Annotated in this window: 16 protein-coding genes and 3 pseudogenes; 10 read left to right on the top strand and 9 right to left on the bottom strand. The window is 68.0% G+C overall.

The window, feature by feature from the left end; all coding sequences use genetic code 11:
• Positions 1-10: 10 nt before the first annotated feature.
• The 3 genes from J2S55_RS41100 to J2S55_RS41110 all read right to left on the bottom strand — a co-directional run bounded on the left by J2S55_RS41100 (position 11) and on the right by J2S55_RS41110 (position 2,482).
• On the bottom strand, positions 11-664 hold the full coding sequence (locus J2S55_RS41100) for a hypothetical protein (RefSeq protein ID WP_306872475.1): 654 nt from the start codon (positions 662-664) through the stop codon (positions 11-13).
• 352 nt (positions 665-1,016) lie between these two features.
• Entirely contained in the window at positions 1,017-1,565 is a 549-nt protein-coding gene (locus J2S55_RS41105; RefSeq protein WP_306872478.1) for a hypothetical protein, read from the bottom strand.
• 713 nt (positions 1,566-2,278) lie between these two features.
• Positions 2,279-2,482 carry a hypothetical protein gene (locus J2S55_RS41110; RefSeq protein WP_306872480.1) on the bottom strand — a complete coding sequence of 68 codons (204 nt, stop codon included), beginning with the start codon at positions 2,480-2,482 and terminating at the stop codon, positions 2,279-2,281.
• A gap of 252 nt (positions 2,483-2,734) precedes the next feature.
• Between J2S55_RS41110 and J2S55_RS41115 the strand changes: the two are divergent.
• The 4 genes and pseudogenes from J2S55_RS41115 to J2S55_RS41130 form a co-directional block, all read left to right on the top strand.
• Positions 2,735-3,418 (top strand): annotated as a pseudogene (locus J2S55_RS41115) (helix-turn-helix domain-containing protein); the annotation flags it as partial.
• A 225-nt stretch (positions 3,419-3,643) separates the two neighbouring features.
• The gene (locus J2S55_RS41120) at positions 3,644-4,186 is read left to right on the top strand and encodes a transposase (RefSeq protein ID WP_306875823.1); all 543 of its coding nucleotides are present in this window, start codon (positions 3,644-3,646) and stop codon (positions 4,184-4,186) included.
• Between the two features lie 53 nt (positions 4,187-4,239).
• A complete protein-coding gene (locus J2S55_RS41125) occupies positions 4,240-5,673 on the top strand; it encodes a flavin-containing monooxygenase (RefSeq protein ID WP_306872482.1) in 1,434 nt (477 codons plus the stop codon).
• A 370-nt stretch (positions 5,674-6,043) separates the two neighbouring features.
• Complete coding sequence (locus tag J2S55_RS41130; RefSeq protein WP_306872485.1) at positions 6,044-6,214, top strand: hypothetical protein; 171 nt, start codon at positions 6,044-6,046, stop codon at positions 6,212-6,214.
• A gap of 261 nt (positions 6,215-6,475) precedes the next feature.
• Here J2S55_RS41130 and J2S55_RS41135 read toward each other — a convergent pair whose 3' ends face one another.
• Positions 6,476-7,087: a TetR/AcrR family transcriptional regulator gene (locus tag J2S55_RS41135; RefSeq protein ID WP_306872487.1), complete on the bottom strand. Its 612-nt coding sequence runs from the start codon at positions 7,085-7,087 to the stop codon at positions 6,476-6,478.
• 125 nt (positions 7,088-7,212) lie between these two features.
• Between J2S55_RS41135 and J2S55_RS41140 the strand changes: the two genes are divergently transcribed.
• Positions 7,213-8,268 (top strand): alpha/beta hydrolase, encoded by a 1,056-nt coding sequence (locus J2S55_RS41140; protein ID WP_306872489.1) that lies wholly within the window; start codon positions 7,213-7,215, stop codon positions 8,266-8,268.
• 121 nt (positions 8,269-8,389) lie between these two features.
• Here J2S55_RS41140 and J2S55_RS41145 read toward each other — a convergent pair whose 3' ends face one another.
• Positions 8,390-8,593 carry a hypothetical protein gene (locus tag J2S55_RS41145; RefSeq protein WP_306875933.1) on the bottom strand — a complete coding sequence of 68 codons (204 nt, stop codon included), beginning with the start codon at positions 8,591-8,593 and terminating at the stop codon, positions 8,390-8,392.
• Positions 8,493-9,910: pseudogene (locus J2S55_RS48680) on the bottom strand (IS1182 family transposase). The gene J2S55_RS41145 and the pseudogene J2S55_RS48680 overlap by 101 nt, the downstream one beginning before the upstream one ends.
• A 287-nt stretch (positions 9,911-10,197) precedes the next feature.
• Here J2S55_RS48680 and J2S55_RS41155 point away from each other — a divergent pair.
• The gene (locus J2S55_RS41155; protein WP_306872491.1) at positions 10,198-11,445 is read left to right on the top strand and encodes a saccharopine dehydrogenase family protein; all 1,248 of its coding nucleotides are present in this window, start codon (positions 10,198-10,200) and stop codon (positions 11,443-11,445) included.
• Positions 11,442-12,389 (top strand): alpha/beta fold hydrolase, encoded by a 948-nt coding sequence (locus tag J2S55_RS41160; RefSeq protein ID WP_306872492.1) that lies wholly within the window; start codon positions 11,442-11,444, stop codon positions 12,387-12,389. The genes J2S55_RS41155 and J2S55_RS41160 overlap by 4 nt, the downstream gene beginning before the upstream one ends.
• 165 nt (positions 12,390-12,554) lie before the next feature.
• On the opposite strand, the gene J2S55_RS41165 is transcribed toward J2S55_RS41160, so the two are convergent.
• The gene (locus J2S55_RS41165) at positions 12,555-13,604 is read right to left on the bottom strand and encodes an alpha/beta hydrolase family protein (protein ID WP_306872494.1); all 1,050 of its coding nucleotides are present in this window, start codon (positions 13,602-13,604) and stop codon (positions 12,555-12,557) included.
• A gap of 183 nt (positions 13,605-13,787) precedes the next feature.
• Here J2S55_RS41165 and J2S55_RS41170 point away from each other — a divergent pair, with 183 nt between their 5' ends.
• A complete protein-coding gene (locus J2S55_RS41170; RefSeq protein ID WP_306872495.1) occupies positions 13,788-14,681 on the top strand; it encodes a PaaX family transcriptional regulator C-terminal domain-containing protein in 894 nt (297 codons plus the stop codon).
• A gap of 154 nt (positions 14,682-14,835) precedes the next feature.
• Here J2S55_RS41170 and J2S55_RS41175 read toward each other — a convergent pair whose 3' ends face one another.
• A complete protein-coding gene (locus J2S55_RS41175; protein ID WP_306872497.1) occupies positions 14,836-16,017 on the bottom strand; it encodes a saccharopine dehydrogenase family protein in 1,182 nt (393 codons plus the stop codon).
• Between the two features lie 58 nt (positions 16,018-16,075).
• Between J2S55_RS41175 and J2S55_RS41180 the strand changes: the two genes are divergently transcribed.
• Positions 16,076-16,561, top strand: coding sequence for a hypothetical protein (locus tag J2S55_RS41180; protein ID WP_306872499.1), 486 nt, complete (start codon positions 16,076-16,078; stop codon positions 16,559-16,561).
• A gap of 131 nt (positions 16,562-16,692) precedes the next feature.
• On the opposite strand, the pseudogene J2S55_RS41185 reads toward J2S55_RS41180, so the two are convergent.
• Positions 16,693-17,607: pseudogene (locus tag J2S55_RS41185) on the bottom strand (IS982 family transposase).
• A 167-nt stretch (positions 17,608-17,774) separates the two neighbouring features.
• On the opposite strand from J2S55_RS41185, the gene J2S55_RS41190 reads away from it, so the two are divergent.
• Positions 17,775-18,248, top strand: a complete 474-nt coding sequence (locus tag J2S55_RS41190; RefSeq protein WP_306872502.1) for a GNAT family N-acetyltransferase — start codon at positions 17,775-17,777, stop codon at positions 18,246-18,248.
• The last annotated feature ends 22 nt before the right edge of the window (positions 18,249-18,270 follow it).

Genomic DNA, 18,270 nt, shown 5'->3' on the forward strand with positions numbered 1-18,270 from the left:
CGGCAGGAAATCAGGGGCGCAGCAGGGGACGTCCTTCACGCGCGGCTTCCCAGAGCTTTTCCGAGGCATCTCCAGTGTCGCCGTCCAGGAACTCGGGCAACAGGATGTCAGCCGCGTCATCCGCGTCGGAGTCTTCGAGGTAATCGCCCTCGGACACGCGCAGCCGACGGGCCTTCAGATCACCGACAAAGGTGACGTCACCCCTGTCCCATGTTTCGAGCCACGCGCCCGCAGATGCAGCACCGTGTACGACGAGCATTCCCATGTCGGAGAGTTCCGTCATCAGCAGGCCCCCGACAGTGAGCGAGCCGCCGATGAAAAGATTGCTGTCCAGGAGGCACATCAGGTGCTGCGCGGTGACCGAGCCGGTGATGTAAAGCGGCGTGCAGACGTCTGCGTTCAAAAAGCGCATCGGCCCGTTGACCGTCAGGTCGCCATCGATGACGTAAACGGTGTCCTGCGCCAGACCAGGGTCGTTCCCTATCGACAAAGGCCCGTCGACGGTGAGGTCACCCTGGTGAACGAAGAAGCACTCCGGTCCGTCCTCGAAGAGTTCTTCCAGGTCCTCCACGTGGTTGTCGCTGGCTTTGCAGATGTCGTAGCGCTCTGCTGCCTCGGACAGCGGTACTGATTCCCAACGTGTGCTCCACTGCTCGAAGGACACCTGACTCCTCGCGTTCTGTCCGATCCCGGTTGCTGTGCTGCGGGCCGCATGCGGCCCGCAGCACAGCAAAGGCCATTCAGCGAGTCTTGCACACGCCGTCACGGGCAGCATCGGAACTATGCAGTCCAGTCCGTATCTCTGGACAGGTACCCGGAGGGCAGGCCGCGACGGGGCGGGGGTCCTGCCCCGTCGAAGGTCGCGCGGCCCGTCACGGGCGTGACGGCCCAGGGAGCGGTGGCCACTGGCCGTCCGGAGCCGGGATGGGTCACGGCGTACGACTCGGCATGCGGCTGCGGGGCACCCATCAGGCCCCGAGCCGAGAGGGGCACCTCACGCTTTCATCGCAAGTCCCTTATTCACGTACGTTCGCCTTGCCGCCGAGCCTGATCCGCCGTTCGTCGACCCGGCTCCACAAACGCTGGTAGCTACGGCCATCGAGGATGACCGTTTCCCCGTCGCCCGCTGCGGCGGCGTGCTCAAGCAGGGCGCGTCGGTGCCCGTACCGGGCCTCCATATATCCCACGAGTGTGCTCAGCAGTGGTTGGCGCTGGCGGGTTCTGTCGTCCATCCGTTCCTTGACGCGCCGCTTGCGGACCCCGAAGCCGCGGACTTCCGCGTCGCCGGCGGGACAGGGCACGACCCAGATCGCCCATTGCTCGGCCTCGGCGGCGGCCCAGGCTCGCAGGTCGGCGTAGAAGGCTCGGATGGCACGCAGGATCGGCTCGAACTCGCGGCGTCCCTTCCCGTCGGCCCGGGCCGCGACCTGCTCGCGCCACCGCCGGTAGAACTCACCGTCGGTGCGCAGGTCCGCCTGGTCGGGCGCGGGCTTTTCGATCGTGGACCAGAAATGGCCGGCCAGGTGCCGGGACTCGAACTGCTCGCGATCGTCGGCCACCGGCATCGGGCACCGGGCCCTCCGCTCGGTCCATGCGACTGGATGAGACTGGATGAGGAGTATCAGTGATTTTTTGGTGGGCGCCGCTTTATCGGTGTGCAGTTGGTGCCCACCCCAACTGCACCACCAAATTGTTTTGTCTCTCTGGTTTCTTTTTCGAGTTTCGATATCGACGCGGGCAGTCCGTCGTTAGATTATTCCGGTGTTCGCTCTCGAACACTCGGGACCTCATAGGAGGGTCAAACCTTGAACCGGTTACGCGTACTCGCCCTGGTGTCCGTTTCCGCCGCGCTAGTGATCGGCGTGTCGGCTTCGGCGTCGGCAGACGCACCCGCCCCGAAGGCGTCGACCAGCGCGGCCCCTACCTGTTACGAGCCGGCTCGTGATCAGGTCCTAACCACTCAACAGGGCATCGAGCTCTTCAAGGCGTGCTCCGCGGCGAACGCGGCTGCGGTCCCGGGATGGCATTGGATGGGCAACTACGGGGACGTCTACGCCTTGGCCAACGCCGCCAATGCATGGGGGGCCGGGCCAGGGGAGCTTCTCACCCAGATCATGAGCAACGGCCTTCTGGCAACGTTCATGTATTACTGAGAAGGCAGCTAAACCCAGGGGTATGGGGCCGGGTGCGGCGGAAGAGAACAACTCCAACCGGCCTTTCGTCGACTTGACGAACGCTTTGGTCTGAGCGTATCGATGCGCCGGATTCCCATCCACAATCAGGAAAATGTTTCCGGCACATCATGCAGCAGATTTTCAAGATGCTCGACAAGCCCGTCCGCGCCGGATTGGGGCTTGACCGACAACGGAACGGTCGGTGGCGTCAGCGAGCCGACATGGGCGGAGTTGCCGTCAACCACCGTTCCGATGCCGGTGGGCTCGATGTCCGCGTCGGATGTCGAAAAATCGTTCGGTCGATGCATGTGATCGGCTCAGGGCACCCCGGCCGCGGTCCCAGGTCAGCGAGCGCCGCAGCCGTTGCGGAACGGCCAGGACGCTGCCGGTCAGATAAGGACGGACCTGCTCGGCCTGGGTGCCCCCGGGCAGCGCGACCAGGCGGGTCTAGTTGTACTTGGCCAGCAGGTTGGTGACACGCCGTGGCTGATGCTTGATCAATAAGAAGACCTCCGGATGTGGTGGAGATTGCCGTCCTCACCACTCAACCGGAGGTCTTCGTGGCCCACGCTAACGCCCGCCTGACCCTGCACGGCCGTACCCTGCTGGTACGGCGCGTCCGCCTCGACGGCCGGCCCGTCGCGCACGTGGCCAAGGAACTGGGCATCTCCCGCCAATGCGCCCACCGCTGGGTACGCCGCTACGACGAGGACGGCTGGCCCGGACTGCGAGAACGCTCCTCGCGCCCGCACCGCGTGGCCAACCGCACCTGCGCAGCCGTCGAAGAACACGTCGTGACCTGCCGCCGCGCCCTGCGCTGCGGACCGGCCCCCATCGCCGCCCACACCGGCGTGCCCGAACGCACCGTCTCGCGCATCCTGCGCCGCCACCACATGCCGCACCTGGCCGACTGCGACCCGCTGACCGGCACCCCGATCCGCACCGGCCGCACCAGCTCGCTGCGCTATGAACATGAACTGCCCGGCGACCTGATCCACCTCGACGTCAAAAAGATCGGCCGCATCCCCGACGGCGGCGGCTGGCGCGCCCACGGCCGCAGCGAGCAGGTACGCGGCCGGGGCATCGGCTACGACTACGTCCACGCCGCCGTCGACGACCACTCCCGCCTGGCCTACACCGAGATCCACGCCGATGAGACCAAGGAAACCACCACCGCGTTCTGGCGCCGAGCCCAGAGCTTCTTCACCAGCCACGGCATCACCATCGCCCGAGTCCTCACCGACATTCAAACTTGGTGGTGTCCCCAAGATGCTCACTTTGTTCGGCCGGCGAGGTGGAGTTCGCCTGGTCAGGTCGCCGGTTTCGCACCACGGCCGAAGATCTGGAACGGCTGTGGGTGATGCTTCCGGCCGGGACCGACCCGTCGATGGTGACGGTGATCATGGAGCCCACCCGCAACGCCTGGGTGCCGTTGGCGGCGTGGTTTCAGCGCAGTCGCAGCGGTGGTGATGGTGCCGCCCGAACGGTCCGCCGACCTGCGCGCCTATTACAGCAAACACGCCAAGTCCGACCGACTGGACTCCCGGATCTTGGCGCGCCTGCCGCTGCTGCGCCCTGAAGGGCTGCACACCGGGCAAGGGCTCGGCCTCGGGGACTCGCTGCGCCGGGCGATCAAGCTGCGTTCCACCTTGGTGCGGCGCCGCACCGCCACACTCGCCCGCCTGGACGCGCTGCTGGAGATCCTTGGGCCGGGATGGCACGCCGCCCTGGGCCGACCTGGCCAACAAGACCCGCTGAAGTTCCTGGCCGCCGGCTACGCCTGCCCGCGCACGGTCCGGCGACTGGGCAGGGCCCGGCTGGCCCGCTTCTTACACCGCCACTCCTGCGGCGCCTGGAGCGAAGCCAAGGCCGAAGAACTCTTGGCCACCGCCGCCGTGACGCTCCAGCTCTGGGACGACGATCTGGACTGTCCCGACCTGGCCGACGACATCGCCATCGAGCTGACCGCCCTCCCATCAAATCTATCGTTCATGATACGGTCGTTTTCATGACGACCGTATGTAGTGAGATAGATTCTGGGGGAGGTTCCCCCCGACACGTCGATGTGCTGATCATCGGGGCGGGTCTGTCCGGCATAGGCGCCGCGTGGCGCCTGCAGCAGCGGTGCGACTGGACCTACGCGGTTCTGGAAGCCCGGGATCATATCGGTGGCACATGGGATCTGTTTCGCTATCCAGGTGTCCGTTCGGACTCGGACATGTTCACCCTCAGCTACGCGTTCCACCCATGGCGGGGGAAGAAGTCGCTGGCCGACGGCGACAGCATCCGCCGCTACATCGAAGACACCGCACGCGAGCATGGCGTCGACCGGCACATCCACTACGGAACCAAGGTCGTCGCGGCCTCATGGTCCTGGAAGCGGTCCCGATGGGTGGTGGAGACCCGGGAAGGTCGCGACTCCCGGGTGTGGACCTGTTCGTTCCTCTATATCTGTGCCGGCTACTACGACTACGAGCGCGGCCATCAGCCCGAGTTCGCGGGAGTGGAGCAGTTTGGCGGCCGGTTTGTGCACCCGCAGTTCTGGCCCGAGGATCTCGACACCACGGGCAAGCGGGTGGTGGTGATCGGCAGCGGAGCCACTGCGGTCACCCTCATCCCCTCGCTGGCCACGACGGCGGCGCACGTCACGATGCTGCAGCGGTCGCCGACCTATCTGGCCGCGCTGCCCGATGTCGACCGGATGGCCGACGTGCTGCGCCGACATCTTCCCGCACGAATCGCGCACACGCTTATCCGCGAGAAGAACGTGCTGAGCAGCCAGCTGACCTACTGGCTGAGCAGGCGCTTTCCCGAACAGACCAAGCGGCAGCTACGCAGGTCCGCGCTCCGGTTCCTGGCGGATCCGGCATACCTGGACAGGCACTTCACTCCCCGGTATGAGCCGTGGGACCAGCGGCTGTGCGTCGTACCCAACGGTGACTTCTTCCGGGCCGTGGCCACCGGGAAGGCATCGGTGGTCACGGATCGGATCACGCGCTTCGTGGAGAACGGGATCGTGCTGGACTCCGGGGAACTTCTGGAGGCTGATGTGATCGTCTCTGCGACGGGGTTGTCGCTGATGCCGTTCGGCGGGATCAACCTGTCAGTTGACGGACATGCGGTCAACATGGCGAATGCCACCGCCTACCGCGGGCTGATGCTCAGTGGCGTGCCCAACCTGGCCTTCTGCGTCGGCTACACCAACGCGTCGTGGACGTTACGGGCGGACATGTCCACGCGCTACGTCGTCCGGCTGCTCGATTACATGAGGCGCCACGGTTACGCGACCGCGATGCCCACGCTCCCGCCCGGACGGGCACGGCGTCCGCTGCTCGGTCTGACCTCCAACTACGTGCAACGCTCCGCTCACCTGTTTCCGCAGCAGGGCGAGCGCGATCCGTGGGTGGTCTCACAGAACTACCTGCTCGACAGGCTGGCCTTCGTGTTCACCGACCTCCGCAAGGGAATGGTCTTCGACGGCCGGAATCCCGCATCGTGACCGATCAGTCTGGCACCGAAGGGGCTGGCGGATTTCCGCCGATGAGGACCTCCGGCTCCTCCAATACCACCCGGACGGTCATGCCGGCCATGATGGACCGGGACGGACGACTCGACGGCCCGGCCTTGTATGAGATGGCCGAGCTGCGCGGATTGACCGACCAGCGGGTACGGGTGTGCCTGCGAGGTCACTCCGGCTGGAGCGCGGTCGTGGACGGCGGGCTGTGTTCCTGGCCACGCCCGGGGTGGCCTCGATGATGTTGCCGGAGTTGAATTGCGCGAAGGGAGCCATCACCGACTCTCCCGACCTCTGGGTACGCCGCCCGGATACCTCCGCCTGACAGCTCCTCGCCGCCGATGCCGTCGCCATCGTGCGGTCCCTGGCCCGGCTCTACGCCATGCTCCTGCCCGGGACCGAGGACCCGCTCATCAGCGACCGCACACTGAGTGCCGCCGTACGGCCGCGCACCGTCGGACGGGACCGGGTACTCGGTCTCCCGACGGCGTTCGGGCGCGGATTCGCCCTGCCCAGCCGTGCCTAGCGGCTCGGCTCTCCCACGGCCTTCGGCCACCCCGGCCTCGGTGACCCTCGCCGTCGGCCTGCCCTGGACTTCCTGCCATGCACCGTACCCGCCGACGCCCTGAGCGACGCTCGCCACCGCATCCTGCTGGACGCGGTGACCACCGTCATCGGCCCATGAACTACTCGCGGCAGGGTGCAGGGATGGCCTACTCCGTGGCCCGGGGAGAGTCGGTCGCGTGGGGAAGGGCGGCAGCGCGCCAGAAGGCCTCGTCGCATGTGGTCATGTCTTTGGCGCGGTGTCGTTGTCGCGTGCCCCCAGGCCGTCCAGGACCAGGTCGGCCAGTACGCGCGGAAGTTCTTCGCCCAGGGGCTCCTGCAGGAGCAGCACTCTGCTGTGCAGGGGGGCGATCAGTGCTTCGAGCGCCACGCGCGGATCGATCCCGGCGCGCAACTCACCTCGGGTGACGCCGCGTTCGATCATCACTGCGGCCAGCTCGATCCTTGATCGCCAGAACATTTCGCGTGCCTCGGCCATCTCCGGGTCTTCAACGGGGATCACTGCGACGCGGGCGAACACAGCGCCGAGGGGGCTGTTGAGGTAGTCCGTCACCAGAGTGGCGAAGATCCGAAGGTCTTCTCGTACGGAGCCGGTGTCCGGTACCGGGATGCGACGGTCGCTTGCGGCGAGCAGGGTGTCGGTGAGGAGATTCTCGCGGGTCCGCCAGCGCCGGTAGATGGAGGTCTCGTTCACTCCGGCCCGTTTGGCGACGTCGGCGAAGCTGAATTTGATCGTTCCGCCTTCGATCAATGCTTCGAGGGCGGCGTCGAGCACCGCCTGGCGTACTCGCACGGCCCGTCCGCCGGGCCTGCGCTGGATCTCGCCGTCACTCACATGCATCACCTCTCACACCCACGGTAACGCAAGTTTTCTTGCTTTTTCACCGAGTGTGCACCACTGTGGTTGAAGCAAATTTTCTTGCTTTAGCGTCGTCGGTAGTGACGCGAGAGGAGAGCGACATGTCCTTCGTATGGCCTCAGGACCCGCGCGACCTGTTTGTCGAGCGCTACCCGCAGATGGTCGCCTTCGGCCTTCCCACCCACGATGTCGACGCCGTCCGCGCCGCAATCACCGCCATGTGGCCCGACGCCCCGGGCGGCTGGGTATACGAATGGTCGCGGCTCGCCGGCCGCTACGCCGCCGCCGGACAGCACGACTTGGCGGCGCTGGCCTACGGCTACGCCAAGTTCCCCACCCTGGCCAACGAGCCCAAGCGCACGGCCCTGGCCCGTCAGGTCGAGGAATACCAGCTCGCCGCCGCCGACTTTCCCGTCGACTTCGAACGGCACGTCCTCACCCTCCGCCACCAGGGCAGCCGGACCCAGGTCCCGGTGCACGTCCTGGCCGCGCCCGGCCTGCCCGCCGACGCTCCCGTCACCCTCGCAAGCGGCGGCGTGGACGGCTGGAAGATGGACCTGCACTCCATGCTGGTCGGCATCGCCCTGCAGACCCGCACCCGCATCATCGCCTTCGACCTGCCCGGCACCGGAGAGACCAGCCACGTCCCGATGACCCACGACGGCGGCACCGAAATCATCGAAGGCCTCATCGCCGAGGCCCGCAAGACGGGCAATGGGCAGGTGGCGCACTTCGGCCTGTCCATGGGCGGCTACTACTCCGCCCGCACCGGCCTCACCGGCGTCGTGGACGCCGCCATCAACCTCGGCGGCCCCGTCGAAGCCGCCTTCGCCTCCGGACGCTCCCTCGCCTTCGGCATGGAAGGCATCGTCGGCAATGCCCTCGGCTTCGACGAACTCCCCAGCCCCGAAGAGCTGTCGGCGGGATTCTCGAAGTTCAACCTGCGCCACCTGCTCGACCAGGACACCAACGGCCCCATGCTCGTGATCAACGGGGCCGACGACGTCCACGTGCCCCAGCACGACACCCTGGTCTTCCAGGGCCGCCGCGACACTCGCGTCGAGCTCATCCCTGGCACCGGCCACTGCGCCGTCACCAAGCTGCCCGAGGTCATGCCGATCGTCGTCGACTGGCTCAGGCAGACCCTCGACATCTGACACCTCCCCGACACCGACGGGCCGGCCGGGCGGGTTCCCGGTAATAATCGCCGGCCATGACGGCTATACATCGGCTCTGTCCAATCAACGGCTCTGTCTCTCTTACAGTGGTAACTGAGAGTTAGGCCAAGAGGATGCGGTGACGGAGCAGTGCGAAGCCGGCCCGGCCGTGCATCTGGCAGATGATCCGCTTGGTCTTGATGTTCACGCCTTCGGTGCCGCCGTTACGGAACGGCAAGGTGACGGCCGCTCGGACGGCATCGGTGGTCGGCCTGCCATGCCGAGTCGGTCGCGGCTTGGCGACGGGCAGCGGCCAGCAGGTCATGGTGGGGATGGACGTTGACGTTGCGCCCGGTTGTGGAAGTGGTGCAGCGGGCCCGTAATGGGCAGGTAGTGCACCGTTTCTTGAACTGGGCGATGCGGGCGCCGCTGACCTGCGGCCGGCCCAGGACAACGACGTGCCCGGCCGGGCAGGTGACAGTGCTCGCGACGGCGTCGGCGGTGAAGTCGTTGATGGTGAAGCCACCGGGAACGGCTTGGCGTAGCGGGGGCGGTTTGACGATCAGCGTGTGGCCGGCGGCCTCTGGCGGGCTTGGCCGGTGCCGTAAGCGGCATCGGCCAGCACGGTGACCGGCCCGTCTTCGCCGTTCAACAGCTGTTCGGCTACGGCCGCTTCATGGTGGTCGGCTCCGGTGCCGGGGCGCAGGGCGACGGCGGTGTAGATCCCGCTTTCCGGTTCCACGGCCAGGTGCGCCTTGTAGCCGTCCTGGCGCTGGGTGCGGTTTTTGTGCATGTGCCGGGCTTCGGGATCGACGCATGAGACGATCCGGTCATGAGCGGTGCGCCGGGCGATGCGCCAGCGGCCGTCGGTGCCATCGGAGCCCTCGGCAGGCTCAACGTCTTGGTAGGCGACCAGCGCGAGCAGGCCGACCGCGGTGGCGGCCTGCTCGCCCAGCGGCTGTTGGGGCAGATGGGCCAGTGGGCGGATCGCGTCGCCGACCAGCGCATCCACCAACACCTCCCGCGCCTGCTCGTCGTTCCAGGCGATGCGCGGCTTGCCTGGATCGCCCGCGTAGTCGTGGCCGGTGCACTGGGCGGCGGCGATCTGATCAGCGCCGGGCACCTGACGGATCACCCGGCGAACGGCGGAGATCAGCTGGGTGATGGTGTCTTGGGTGGCCACCGCGTCATCGAGCACGGTGGAATCCAGCGCCCGCCGCTGCCTGTCCTTAAGCACCCCGGTGGCGGCGATGACCTCCTTGACCCGGGTGAAGATCCGGTCCGGGTCGGTTGAGCGGGCCAGACGACGGCGAGAGTAGGTCAGCAACGACGGATCGAACGCGCTGTCATACACCCCCAGCCCGCAGGCGGCCTTCCACCGCAGGTCACATCGCAACTGCCGGACCGCCTCGAAGTCCGATATCCCCGACAGGGCCTGCAACACCAGGGCCGCGGCCAGCACCTGGGGCGGCATACTCGGTCGCCCGTTGGCCGAGGGATACATGTCGGTGAACATCTCCGCCGGGAACAACGCCTGGCGGTGCTCGGCCATGAACGCGAACACGCTCCCTGTCGGGATCAACTCCCGGCAGGTCTGCCACACATCCGGTCCGATCAGCTCTCCGGCCCATTCACCCTGCACGCCGATGAGTCTGGCCCTGCATCGTCTGACGCAAGGCCAGAACGCAGGATCTTCAGCGGACTTCTAGGTCCCGGTGGCCTTCCCGGAGCAGGCGGATGGTCGTGCCCTGGCCCGCGCACCCCGCGCCGACGACGGCGACGTGCCGCCCGGGCCGGGCTCGTCTCGCCCTGGCGTCCTTGTGTCCGGCACCCCTTCCTTGGGTTCTGGTCGGTCGCGACTCTTCCGTCATCGCTAAACCTATCGTATAGAATGCGAACGGAAGAAAAACGATACATGGGAGGTGGAGGGTGAGAATCCTGGCGCTCGGCGGGCCCGGAGCGATGGGAGCGGCCGCGGTGCGGGTGGCCGCCGGACTTCCCGGGGTGACCGAGATCGTGGTGGCGGACCGGTGCCTTGAGGCGGCGCAGAGCCTGGTGCGCCGCCTCGCCGGCACCGGCGCGTCGATGCGGCCGCTGCGGGTGGACGTGACCGATGCCGGCGAGCTACGGGCCGCTCTCGAGCAGGCGGACGTCGTGCTCAACACGGTCGGCCCGTACTACCGGTTCGGCATGACCGTGCTGCGCGCCGCCATCGCGGCCGGCACCCACTACCTGGACATCTGCGACGACTGGGAGCCGACCCAGCAGATGCTCGGCCTGGACGAGCAGGCCCGGACCGCCGGAGTCTGCGCGGTGGTAGGCATGGGCGCCAGCCCGGGGGTCAGCAACCTGCTGGCCCTGCGCGCGGTCACCACGCTGGACGGGCCGGTCCAGGACCTGTACACCGCCTGGCCCGTGGACGTCTCCAGTTCCGAGACGGTCGGGCGGGACGACGAGCAGTTGCTCGGCCCCGATGGGCGTCCCACCGCCGCCGCCGTGCATTGGATGGAGCAGATCAGCGGCAAGGTCGCCGTGGTCGACGGCGGACGGCTCGTGCACCGGCGACCGTTGCAGCCGGTCACCCTGACCGTCGCCCCCGGCCGTTCCGGTACGGCTTACATCGTGGGGCATCCTGAGCCGGTCACCTTCCACCGCAGTTTCCGCCCTGCCGGCAGGTCCGCCAACCTCATGGTCATCACCCCGGCGGTCCTCGCCTACCTGGACCTGCTGCGCCAGGGCATCGACTCCGGCAAGCTCAGCAACGAGACCGCCGCTGCCGATCTGGCCAGGCCATCGGTCGGGCGCGGCCTACGCGCCACTGTGGCGGCGCTGGGTCGTAAGGGCCCCGGAACGCTGCCTCCGTTCTTCGCCACCGCTACGGGAACGCGGCACGGCGCCCCGCTTACCGTCACCGCCCGTCTCGCGGACACCCCCGGCGTCGCCGCGTTGACCGGCGACATGGCCGAGGCGACCGGGGTCCCGCTGGCCCTGGGGCTGGCGCAGCTTCTTGATGGCCCCCCTGTCCGGCCCGGCGTTCACCCACCTGAGTCGGTCATCGACGCCGAGCGGTTCTTCCACGACCTGGTACGCCAGGTGCCCCGGCTGCGCGCTGACGGCGCCCCCGACGGCGTGGTGGTGGACGTGACCCCGACCGACGTCGAGGTCGTCCGAACATGACGGGATCTCATCGTCGCGAGCCGGTGGAGGCGCAGGGGCCTCTCGAACGGCACGACGTCACCACTCCTCCCGCCACGTTCGCCATGTTCGCCGAGGTCGACGGATGCCGTGTCCGTTACCGCGTCGCGGGAACCGGTCCGCCGGTGATCCTGCTGCACGGCTTGGGCCGCAGCCTGGAGGACTGGGAGCCACTACGCGCGGCCCTGCCCGGGTATCGCCTGCTGGCGATCGACCTCGCCGGGTTCGGGCACTCCCATCCCCTGCCCAACCCTCGGCTCGACTCCCTGGCCCGGCATGTGATGAGAACGCTAGACGCCTTGGGCGTCACCTCCGCCGTGCACGTGGTGGGCAACTCGCTGGGCGGTGCCGTCGGGATGCGGCTCGCCGCCGACGACCCCGGCCGGGTTGCCTCGCTGGCCCTGGCCGACAGCGCCGGATTCGGCCGCCGGGTCACGTGGGCACTGCGCGTCCTCGACCTGCCGTTGCTGTGGCGGCTGCTGCTACGCCCCGACGAGCGCACCGCACGGTCGACCGAGCTTTCGCTGTTCTACGACCCGGCCTTCGCCACGCCCGAACGGGTCGCCCTTGCGCACGAACTCTCCCAGCGACCAGAGGCGGCCCGAACCCTGCGGAGCGTGGCCGCCGGCCTGGGCTCACTTCGGGGCGTCCACCTCGGGTGGCGCCGGGACCTGATCGCGGCGGTGGCACGGCTCGGCATCCCCACGCTCATCACCTGGGGAACCCACGACCGGATCCTGCCCGCCACCCACCTCGTCAACGCGGCGACCGCTTTGCCCTGGGCCCGTATCCACCTGTTCTCCCGAACCGGTCACATGCCGCAGATCGAGCGGGCCGAGGAGTTCGCCGCCCTGCTCGCCCGCTTCTGGGACGACCTGGAGATCGGGCAGCCTCCCGACACCGCCCCCGCCTCCCCAGCTCCCTAGCCGTACCGACCACCGACCTTGTGACGGACGGGACCGCCGGAAGGTGACCGGCGGCAAATATGAGAGCTTTCAGGCCGGTGTCGGGATGAAACCGCAGCACCGGCCCGAAAGCCCTCGATGGTCTACCGCGACGCCCCTCCGTTTCGGCGGGCCCGCACGCCGTGGTCAGCTCCAGGACCGGAGATCGCGCAGAAAGTCCTCCTGATCGTCCAGGTAGTGGGAGACGAACACCGACCGGGGCGCGAAGATTGCGGTCAGCGTGAGCCTGAAGCCGGAGCGGGCGAGCTCGTCGTCGACCATGGAGTGGTCGGCGTCCGGATACCGGCGGACCGTGAGCGCGCCGCCGGCCTCCAACTGCTTGCGGTACACGGTCTCAGTGTCGGCCGAGTCCACGTTGATGTCGTGCCCTCCCAAGAAGAGCACGACCGGCACTCCGCGCAGCGCGAGCAGATCATCGGTTGCGTCGGCGGTGTAGTTGCGGCCGACGAACCCCCAGCGGTCGGCGGTCATGCCGTCGCCGCCCCCCATGGTGCGCACGTATCCCTCGAAGCTCGCCCCGCGGCGCAGCAGCTCCCGCGTCCGATCACTCCTGGCGATCCTCCCCTCGATCTCGGCCGCCGAGGCATGCTCCTGCCGCAGCTCGGCCAACAGGTTGTATCGGCCCTGCTGGAGCCAGTTCACGGCGGTGCTGGTGGCCATCACGAAGGCCACGGGGGTGCGCTTGGCAACCTTGGGCATGACCCACCCGGCCTGGCTGGCGCCCCACAGTCCGATGTGCTCGGCGTCGATGTCCGGCCGGGACCGAGCCCAAACTATGGCAGCGGCGACCTCGTGCGCGCGGTCGTCCATGGACTGGTGCAGCCAGTTACCGGGCGCGCCCGCCACTCCCGGCTTGTCCCAGGACAGGCTCGCGTACCCGGCGCGAGCGAACGCCTCCCAGATCGGCCGGTAGCCGTCCTCATGGGTCGCGTCGATCGGCCCGTCACCGTGGACCATCACCACCAGGGGATGGCGCCGCGCGCCGTCCCGCGGTGTGGTCAGCACCGCGCGCAGATCGTGTCCGTCCTGGCGGATCGTCATCCGCTGCTCGTTCATGGCGTAGGAGTTCTGCCACACCACCACTCCACTCAGACCGGCCACGACCAGCCCCAGCACGGCGACGGCGACGAGACCGGCCCGCCACCCGCCACGGCCGAGCTGTCTCTTGCGTACCATGACACTCCTCGAACTTTAAACTATCGATTTTTACTCGATAGTTTAAGATATAATAGACAAGGGGGTGTCCGGCGAGGTCGATAGGCTCGACACACCGGGCACCCCGCTGTCCGCCCGCACCCGCCAGGGATCGGCGTCGCCATCACGGCCTGCCGCCCCGGCCGCACCTGGAAGGCCCGCACCATGATCGCCGCACCCCAGATGCCGGAACCGGACATCCAGGTCCCCACCCGGATGCTCGTCGAAGCGCTCGTCCGCGCCGACCTCACGGTCGACACCGGCGAGCTCTACACCACCGGCAACCTGCTGGGCATGACCGACCAGCAGGTGCGCCTGTGCATTAAGCGACTGGTCGCCGAAGGACGCTTCAACCACGAAGGCAGAGGACGCAAAGCACTACTACGAGCCACCAGTACCACCGAGCAGACCCTGGGCCTCGATGTCGAATTCGTCGCCCACGCCTTCCGCCAAGACGCGGGACTCGCCCCTTGGGACGGTACGTGGCACCTGGTCGCCTTCGCCGTCCCCGAGACCGCCCGCACCGCACGCGACACCCTGCGCGCCGCGCTCACCCGCCTGGGCGGAGCTCCCATCCAGGGCGGCCTGTACCTCAGTGCCAACCCGTGGGAACCCTACGTCAAGGACCACGCACGCCACCTGGACGTCCTCGACCACCTCACCTTCGCGACCACCCGGGACCTGCGCCAAGGCGACCGGGACGACCCCGCCGCACTCGCCCGCGCCCTGTGGCCACTGACCGAGATCGCCGAGCGCTATGACCGGCTCACCGCCGTCGCCCTACCGCGCCTGAAGCGTCTTCGCGACCACGCCGACCTCTCCGAACCGGAGCGACTGACCATCGCGGTAGAACTGGCCGCCGAATTCACCCGCGCCATGGAGCCCGACCCCCTCCTGCCCCCCCAACTGCTCCCGCAGCCCTGGCCGGGCGGTCAAGCGCGCGCACTGATCGCAGAGTGCTGGTCACTCTTGAACGAGAACGCCGGCCCGGACAGCGAGAGCACCCGCCTCTTCCGCCTCTACGGCGACATGGCCCGCAGAGCGGCCGCTCGCAGGTGACCGGCACGCCGTCTCGTGACTCCAAGGACCCAGAAACGTCAGGCCGGACCGCTACGAGACCGGCCGGACCCGGTCGAAGCCGAAGGTCATCCGCGACGCCCCCTGTGGGCCGATCCGCCGGCATGCGCGGGTCGCGTGGACGCCGACGTTCCGGTCACGGCCCTTCCTCAACTACGACCGCGATGGGCTTGGCCCGTTCCGCCAAGTCGGCGAAGAAACGGTCGGGATCAATGGCGGTTTCCGGCGGGTGGACTCCGGGCCGGCCGACGGTGCCATCGAGCAACTGGGCGAGCCCCAGGGCCGCCGGGATCCCGGTGGCCTCGGCCATGCCCTTCATCAGCGCGGCCGTGCCGGTCAGGTGGGCCAGGACCGTGGTCGGCCGACCATCCTTGATTCCTCTGGCGACGGCGAAGAACGGCGGCAGCGAGCCGGGGGTCTTGAACTTTACGGCGCGCGCGGCGGCCCTCATGGCGCGTCGCATCGTGGGCTTGGCCAGGTCGGCGGCTGCCGTCTCGTTGGTGAGCCTGCCACCGTCGATGTCACTGCGCAGTACGTCCAGATAGGCCACGGTCCCAGGCGTGACGACCATGAGATTGGCCGAGTCTCCGACCGGTCGATAGCTGCGTTGCAAAGTCACCGGCTCAGGATGGCCGACGGTGTATGCGGTGCCCTTGCGGCCACCAGGTAGGGCGAGCGTGACCGGCCGCAGCGGCGGCCGCTGCACGACCTCACCGTTGCTCACCACGGCGACCGTACCGCTGATCTGCTGCATCCAGTGCACGGCGGCCGCGACCGGCCGGCCGTCCGAGCCGCGTAGGTCGGTCTCTTCGGCGCCGGAGCCCGGCACATCGACGGGCCAGGCGGTGTAGAGGTCGGTCACGATGTCGAACCGGGCCACCGCCCTGGCCGCGAGCAGGTTGCTGATGCCGGGGCTCGCGCCCATGCCGATCACGGCGCATACCCCTGCCACTCGGGCGTCGGCGTCGAGATCGAGCATCTGCAGGGTGGGTTCCCAGTCGTCGCAGATGTCGATGTAGTGCGTACGAGTGCGGATCGCCGCCCGCAGCACCCCCGGGCCGAACCGATAGTACGGACCGACGCTGTTGAAGACGATGTCGGCCTCCTTGAGCGCCGCGTCCAGTTCGGCCTCGTCGGCGACGTCGACCTTTCGGGCGCACATCCGCACCCGTGAACCGGCCAGGTCGCGGACGAGTCGCCGCGCCGCGTCCACGTCGCGGTCGGCGACCACGATCTCCTGGACGCCCGGCAGCCCAGCGGCCACGCGCACCGCGACCCGGCCCATCGCGCCCGGGCCGCCGAGGGCAAGGACTCTCATCAGCCACTCCTTGCATATCGTGACTAAATCGATCGTTTAATTTACGATCGGATACATTATGAAAGTACCATTGGTGACGCTCTTCCGCGAGCGGCCCGCGAGCCGGCTCCTCGCCGCCGAGGCTCTGTGCGCCCTGCCTATCGCCACGCTGACCCTGCCCGCCTCGACACCGGATCACCACACCGTGCCCGACTGGGTGCAGTCCCTCGGCCTGATGATGCTCTTCGTGCTGTACGGCACCGTGCTGTCCACCTGGCGCCTGGTCATGGTCGGCGGCCTGCACCCGGCCCCGACGACCCGGCAGCAGATCCGCGACGATCGGCGGCTCCGAATGCTGGTGCTGAGCTACCCGCCCCTGGTGGCGATGCTCCTGCCGATCCCGTCCACCTGGACCCTGTTCTGGTTCGGGCTCACGCTGGCCACCGCGGTCGGCGGCGCGACCTCGCTGGTCCGGATGGTGGTCCTGCTCAACGGCCGGTCGATTCGAGCGACAGCCGCCGATCACACGGATACCCCCACACAGACAGCGACCGAGGGGCGGTGACCGCGACTAAGGCTGTCATCACTCATGGCCGTGCACCGCGTGGCCGGCCGACCGGCGACCTGCCCCCTCAACCCGGCTCCATGCCGTCAATCGCGCGGACCGATGAATGAGTCCAAGGGGTGTGGTCACGCTTAGTGGTCGTAGGCGATCAGGGATCGCTTGATCGGCTGGCTGGTCGTGTCGTTGTGCCAGATCGCGGCGGTCAGCGCCAAGATCCGCGCCAGGACCCGGATGATGACTCCAGCAGGGCTGCGGCCGCCATGTCGTTCCAGGTCGAGCTGCCCCTTGAAGGTCTGATCGATTGATTCGATGGTCTGCCGTAACGGCCTGAACAACCGCGCACCGGCCCGTTCGGGTTCTCCTCGACGAGCCGGGCGCAGTAACCTCAAGTCCCGATCGGTGAGGGCGGACTCGAACGCGCGGCCGTAGTAGTTCTTGTCCGCGATGATCGTCTGGCTCGGATGGGTGGTCACCAGGGCGGGGTCGGCATCGACCGTCTGGAGCAAAACCTCGCGTTCGTCGGCCTTGGCGCCGGTGAGCGCGAAGGCCACCGGCAGCCCGCCCAGGGTGCACACCAGATGCAGCCGCAGCCCCCAGAAATACCGGGAGTGACTGGCGCAGTAGCCGTAGGTCGCCCACCCGGCCGGCTCGCTGCGCCGGGCCGTCTCGCGCGAGCGGCCGCACTCCACCGGGGTGGAATCGACCATCCACACATCGTCGCTCCACAGCGAGGTGCTGGCGGCCAGCCTCTGGATCAGGTCAAGACCAGCCCGGAGGGCCTTGCGCAGCCGCTTGCCGTACCCGGACTGCTGCGGCAGACAAGGGAACATCCCCCGCAGATCCGCGTGGGCATAGCGCAGCCGGCGCCGCTCGGAGACAAACCCCAGCAAGGCCAACAGCACCGCCAGTGTCACCAGCTCGGCATCACTGAGCGTAGGCGCGATACCGGCTTTCGGGCGTCATGGGGCCAGTTGCGGAGGAGCCTTCAGCAGGCCGTCGATCTTCACGTAGAGTGCGGTTGCGAGGGTGTCCAACTTGGTCGTCACAAACCGAGGGTGGGCGCCCTCGTCCTATCTCCGCAGCCATGTCCCTATGCAGCTACCCCTTGAACTCATTCATCCAGGCGACCACAGGGACAGGTCACCGCCGCCGGCCCTGCGCTGCGGTGCGCCAGGGTTATGCCGAGCAGCAGCGCGTTCAGTCAGGAGAGAGCATGAGATGCGAGAACTACGTCGTCGACGACGACGCCGACCGGATCGACGTCGACATTGTTCATTCTTTCCTCAGCAAGCAAGCGCCGTGGGCGGCAAACATCCCCCGCGAAACCGTCGTTCGCTCACTGCGCACTTCGCTGTGCTTGGGCGCCTACACGACCGGCGGCGCACAGGTCGGCTTCGTCCGCGTGGTGACGGACAACGCCACCTTCGCCTGGATCTGCGACGTGTTCGTCCTGCCCGAACATCGGGGCTGCGGGCTGGGCGACAGGCTGGTCCGAGCCGCGATCGAGCACCCCCGGGTCGCCGGGGTGCGCCGCGTCCTGCTCGCCACGACCGATGCTCACGGGCTTTACAGTCGCTGGGGGTTCTCGCCGGTGCCCGACCACCAGTTCATGGAGATCTGCCGCGCCCCTCGGCAACTGTGGCCCGAGAGCACTGAGGTGACATCCATCCGCGCCAATGGCCACTGACGCCCACAACGCGTGCGACATC

Source organism: Streptosporangium brasiliense, from assembly GCF_030811595.1.
Lineage (GTDB): Bacteria > Actinomycetota > Actinomycetes > Streptosporangiales > Streptosporangiaceae > Streptosporangium > Streptosporangium brasiliense.

Bases quoted from the DNA above. Each gene is read 5' to 3' on its own strand.
- J2S55_RS41175 (WP_306872497.1), bottom strand. From the start codon at position 16,017: ATGAGAGTCCTTGCCCTCGGCGGCCCGGGCGCGATGGGCCGGGTCGCG.
- J2S55_RS41170 (WP_306872495.1), top strand. From the start codon at position 13,788: ATGATCGCCGCACCCCAGATGCCGGAACCGGACATCCAGGTCCCCACC.
- J2S55_RS41110 (WP_306872480.1), bottom strand. From the start codon at position 2,482: ATGCATCGACCGAACGATTTTTCGACATCCGACGCGGACATCGAGCCC.
- J2S55_RS41190 (WP_306872502.1), top strand. From the start codon at position 17,775: ATGAGATGCGAGAACTACGTCGTCGACGACGACGCCGACCGGATCGAC.
- J2S55_RS41165 (WP_306872494.1), bottom strand. From the start codon at position 13,604: ATGGTACGCAAGAGACAGCTCGGCCGTGGCGGGTGGCGGGCCGGTCTC.
- J2S55_RS41140 (WP_306872489.1), top strand. From the start codon at position 7,213: ATGTCCTTCGTATGGCCTCAGGACCCGCGCGACCTGTTTGTCGAGCGC.
- J2S55_RS41145 (WP_306875933.1), bottom strand. From the start codon at position 8,593: ATGACCTGCTGGCCGCTGCCCGTCGCCAAGCCGCGACCGACTCGGCAT.
- J2S55_RS41120 (WP_306875823.1), top strand. From the start codon at position 3,644: ATGGTGCCGCCCGAACGGTCCGCCGACCTGCGCGCCTATTACAGCAAA.
- J2S55_RS41180 (WP_306872499.1), top strand. From the start codon at position 16,076: ATGAAAGTACCATTGGTGACGCTCTTCCGCGAGCGGCCCGCGAGCCGG.
- J2S55_RS41160 (WP_306872492.1), top strand. From the start codon at position 11,442: ATGACGGGATCTCATCGTCGCGAGCCGGTGGAGGCGCAGGGGCCTCTC.
- J2S55_RS41105 (WP_306872478.1), bottom strand. From the start codon at position 1,565: ATGCCGGTGGCCGACGATCGCGAGCAGTTCGAGTCCCGGCACCTGGCC.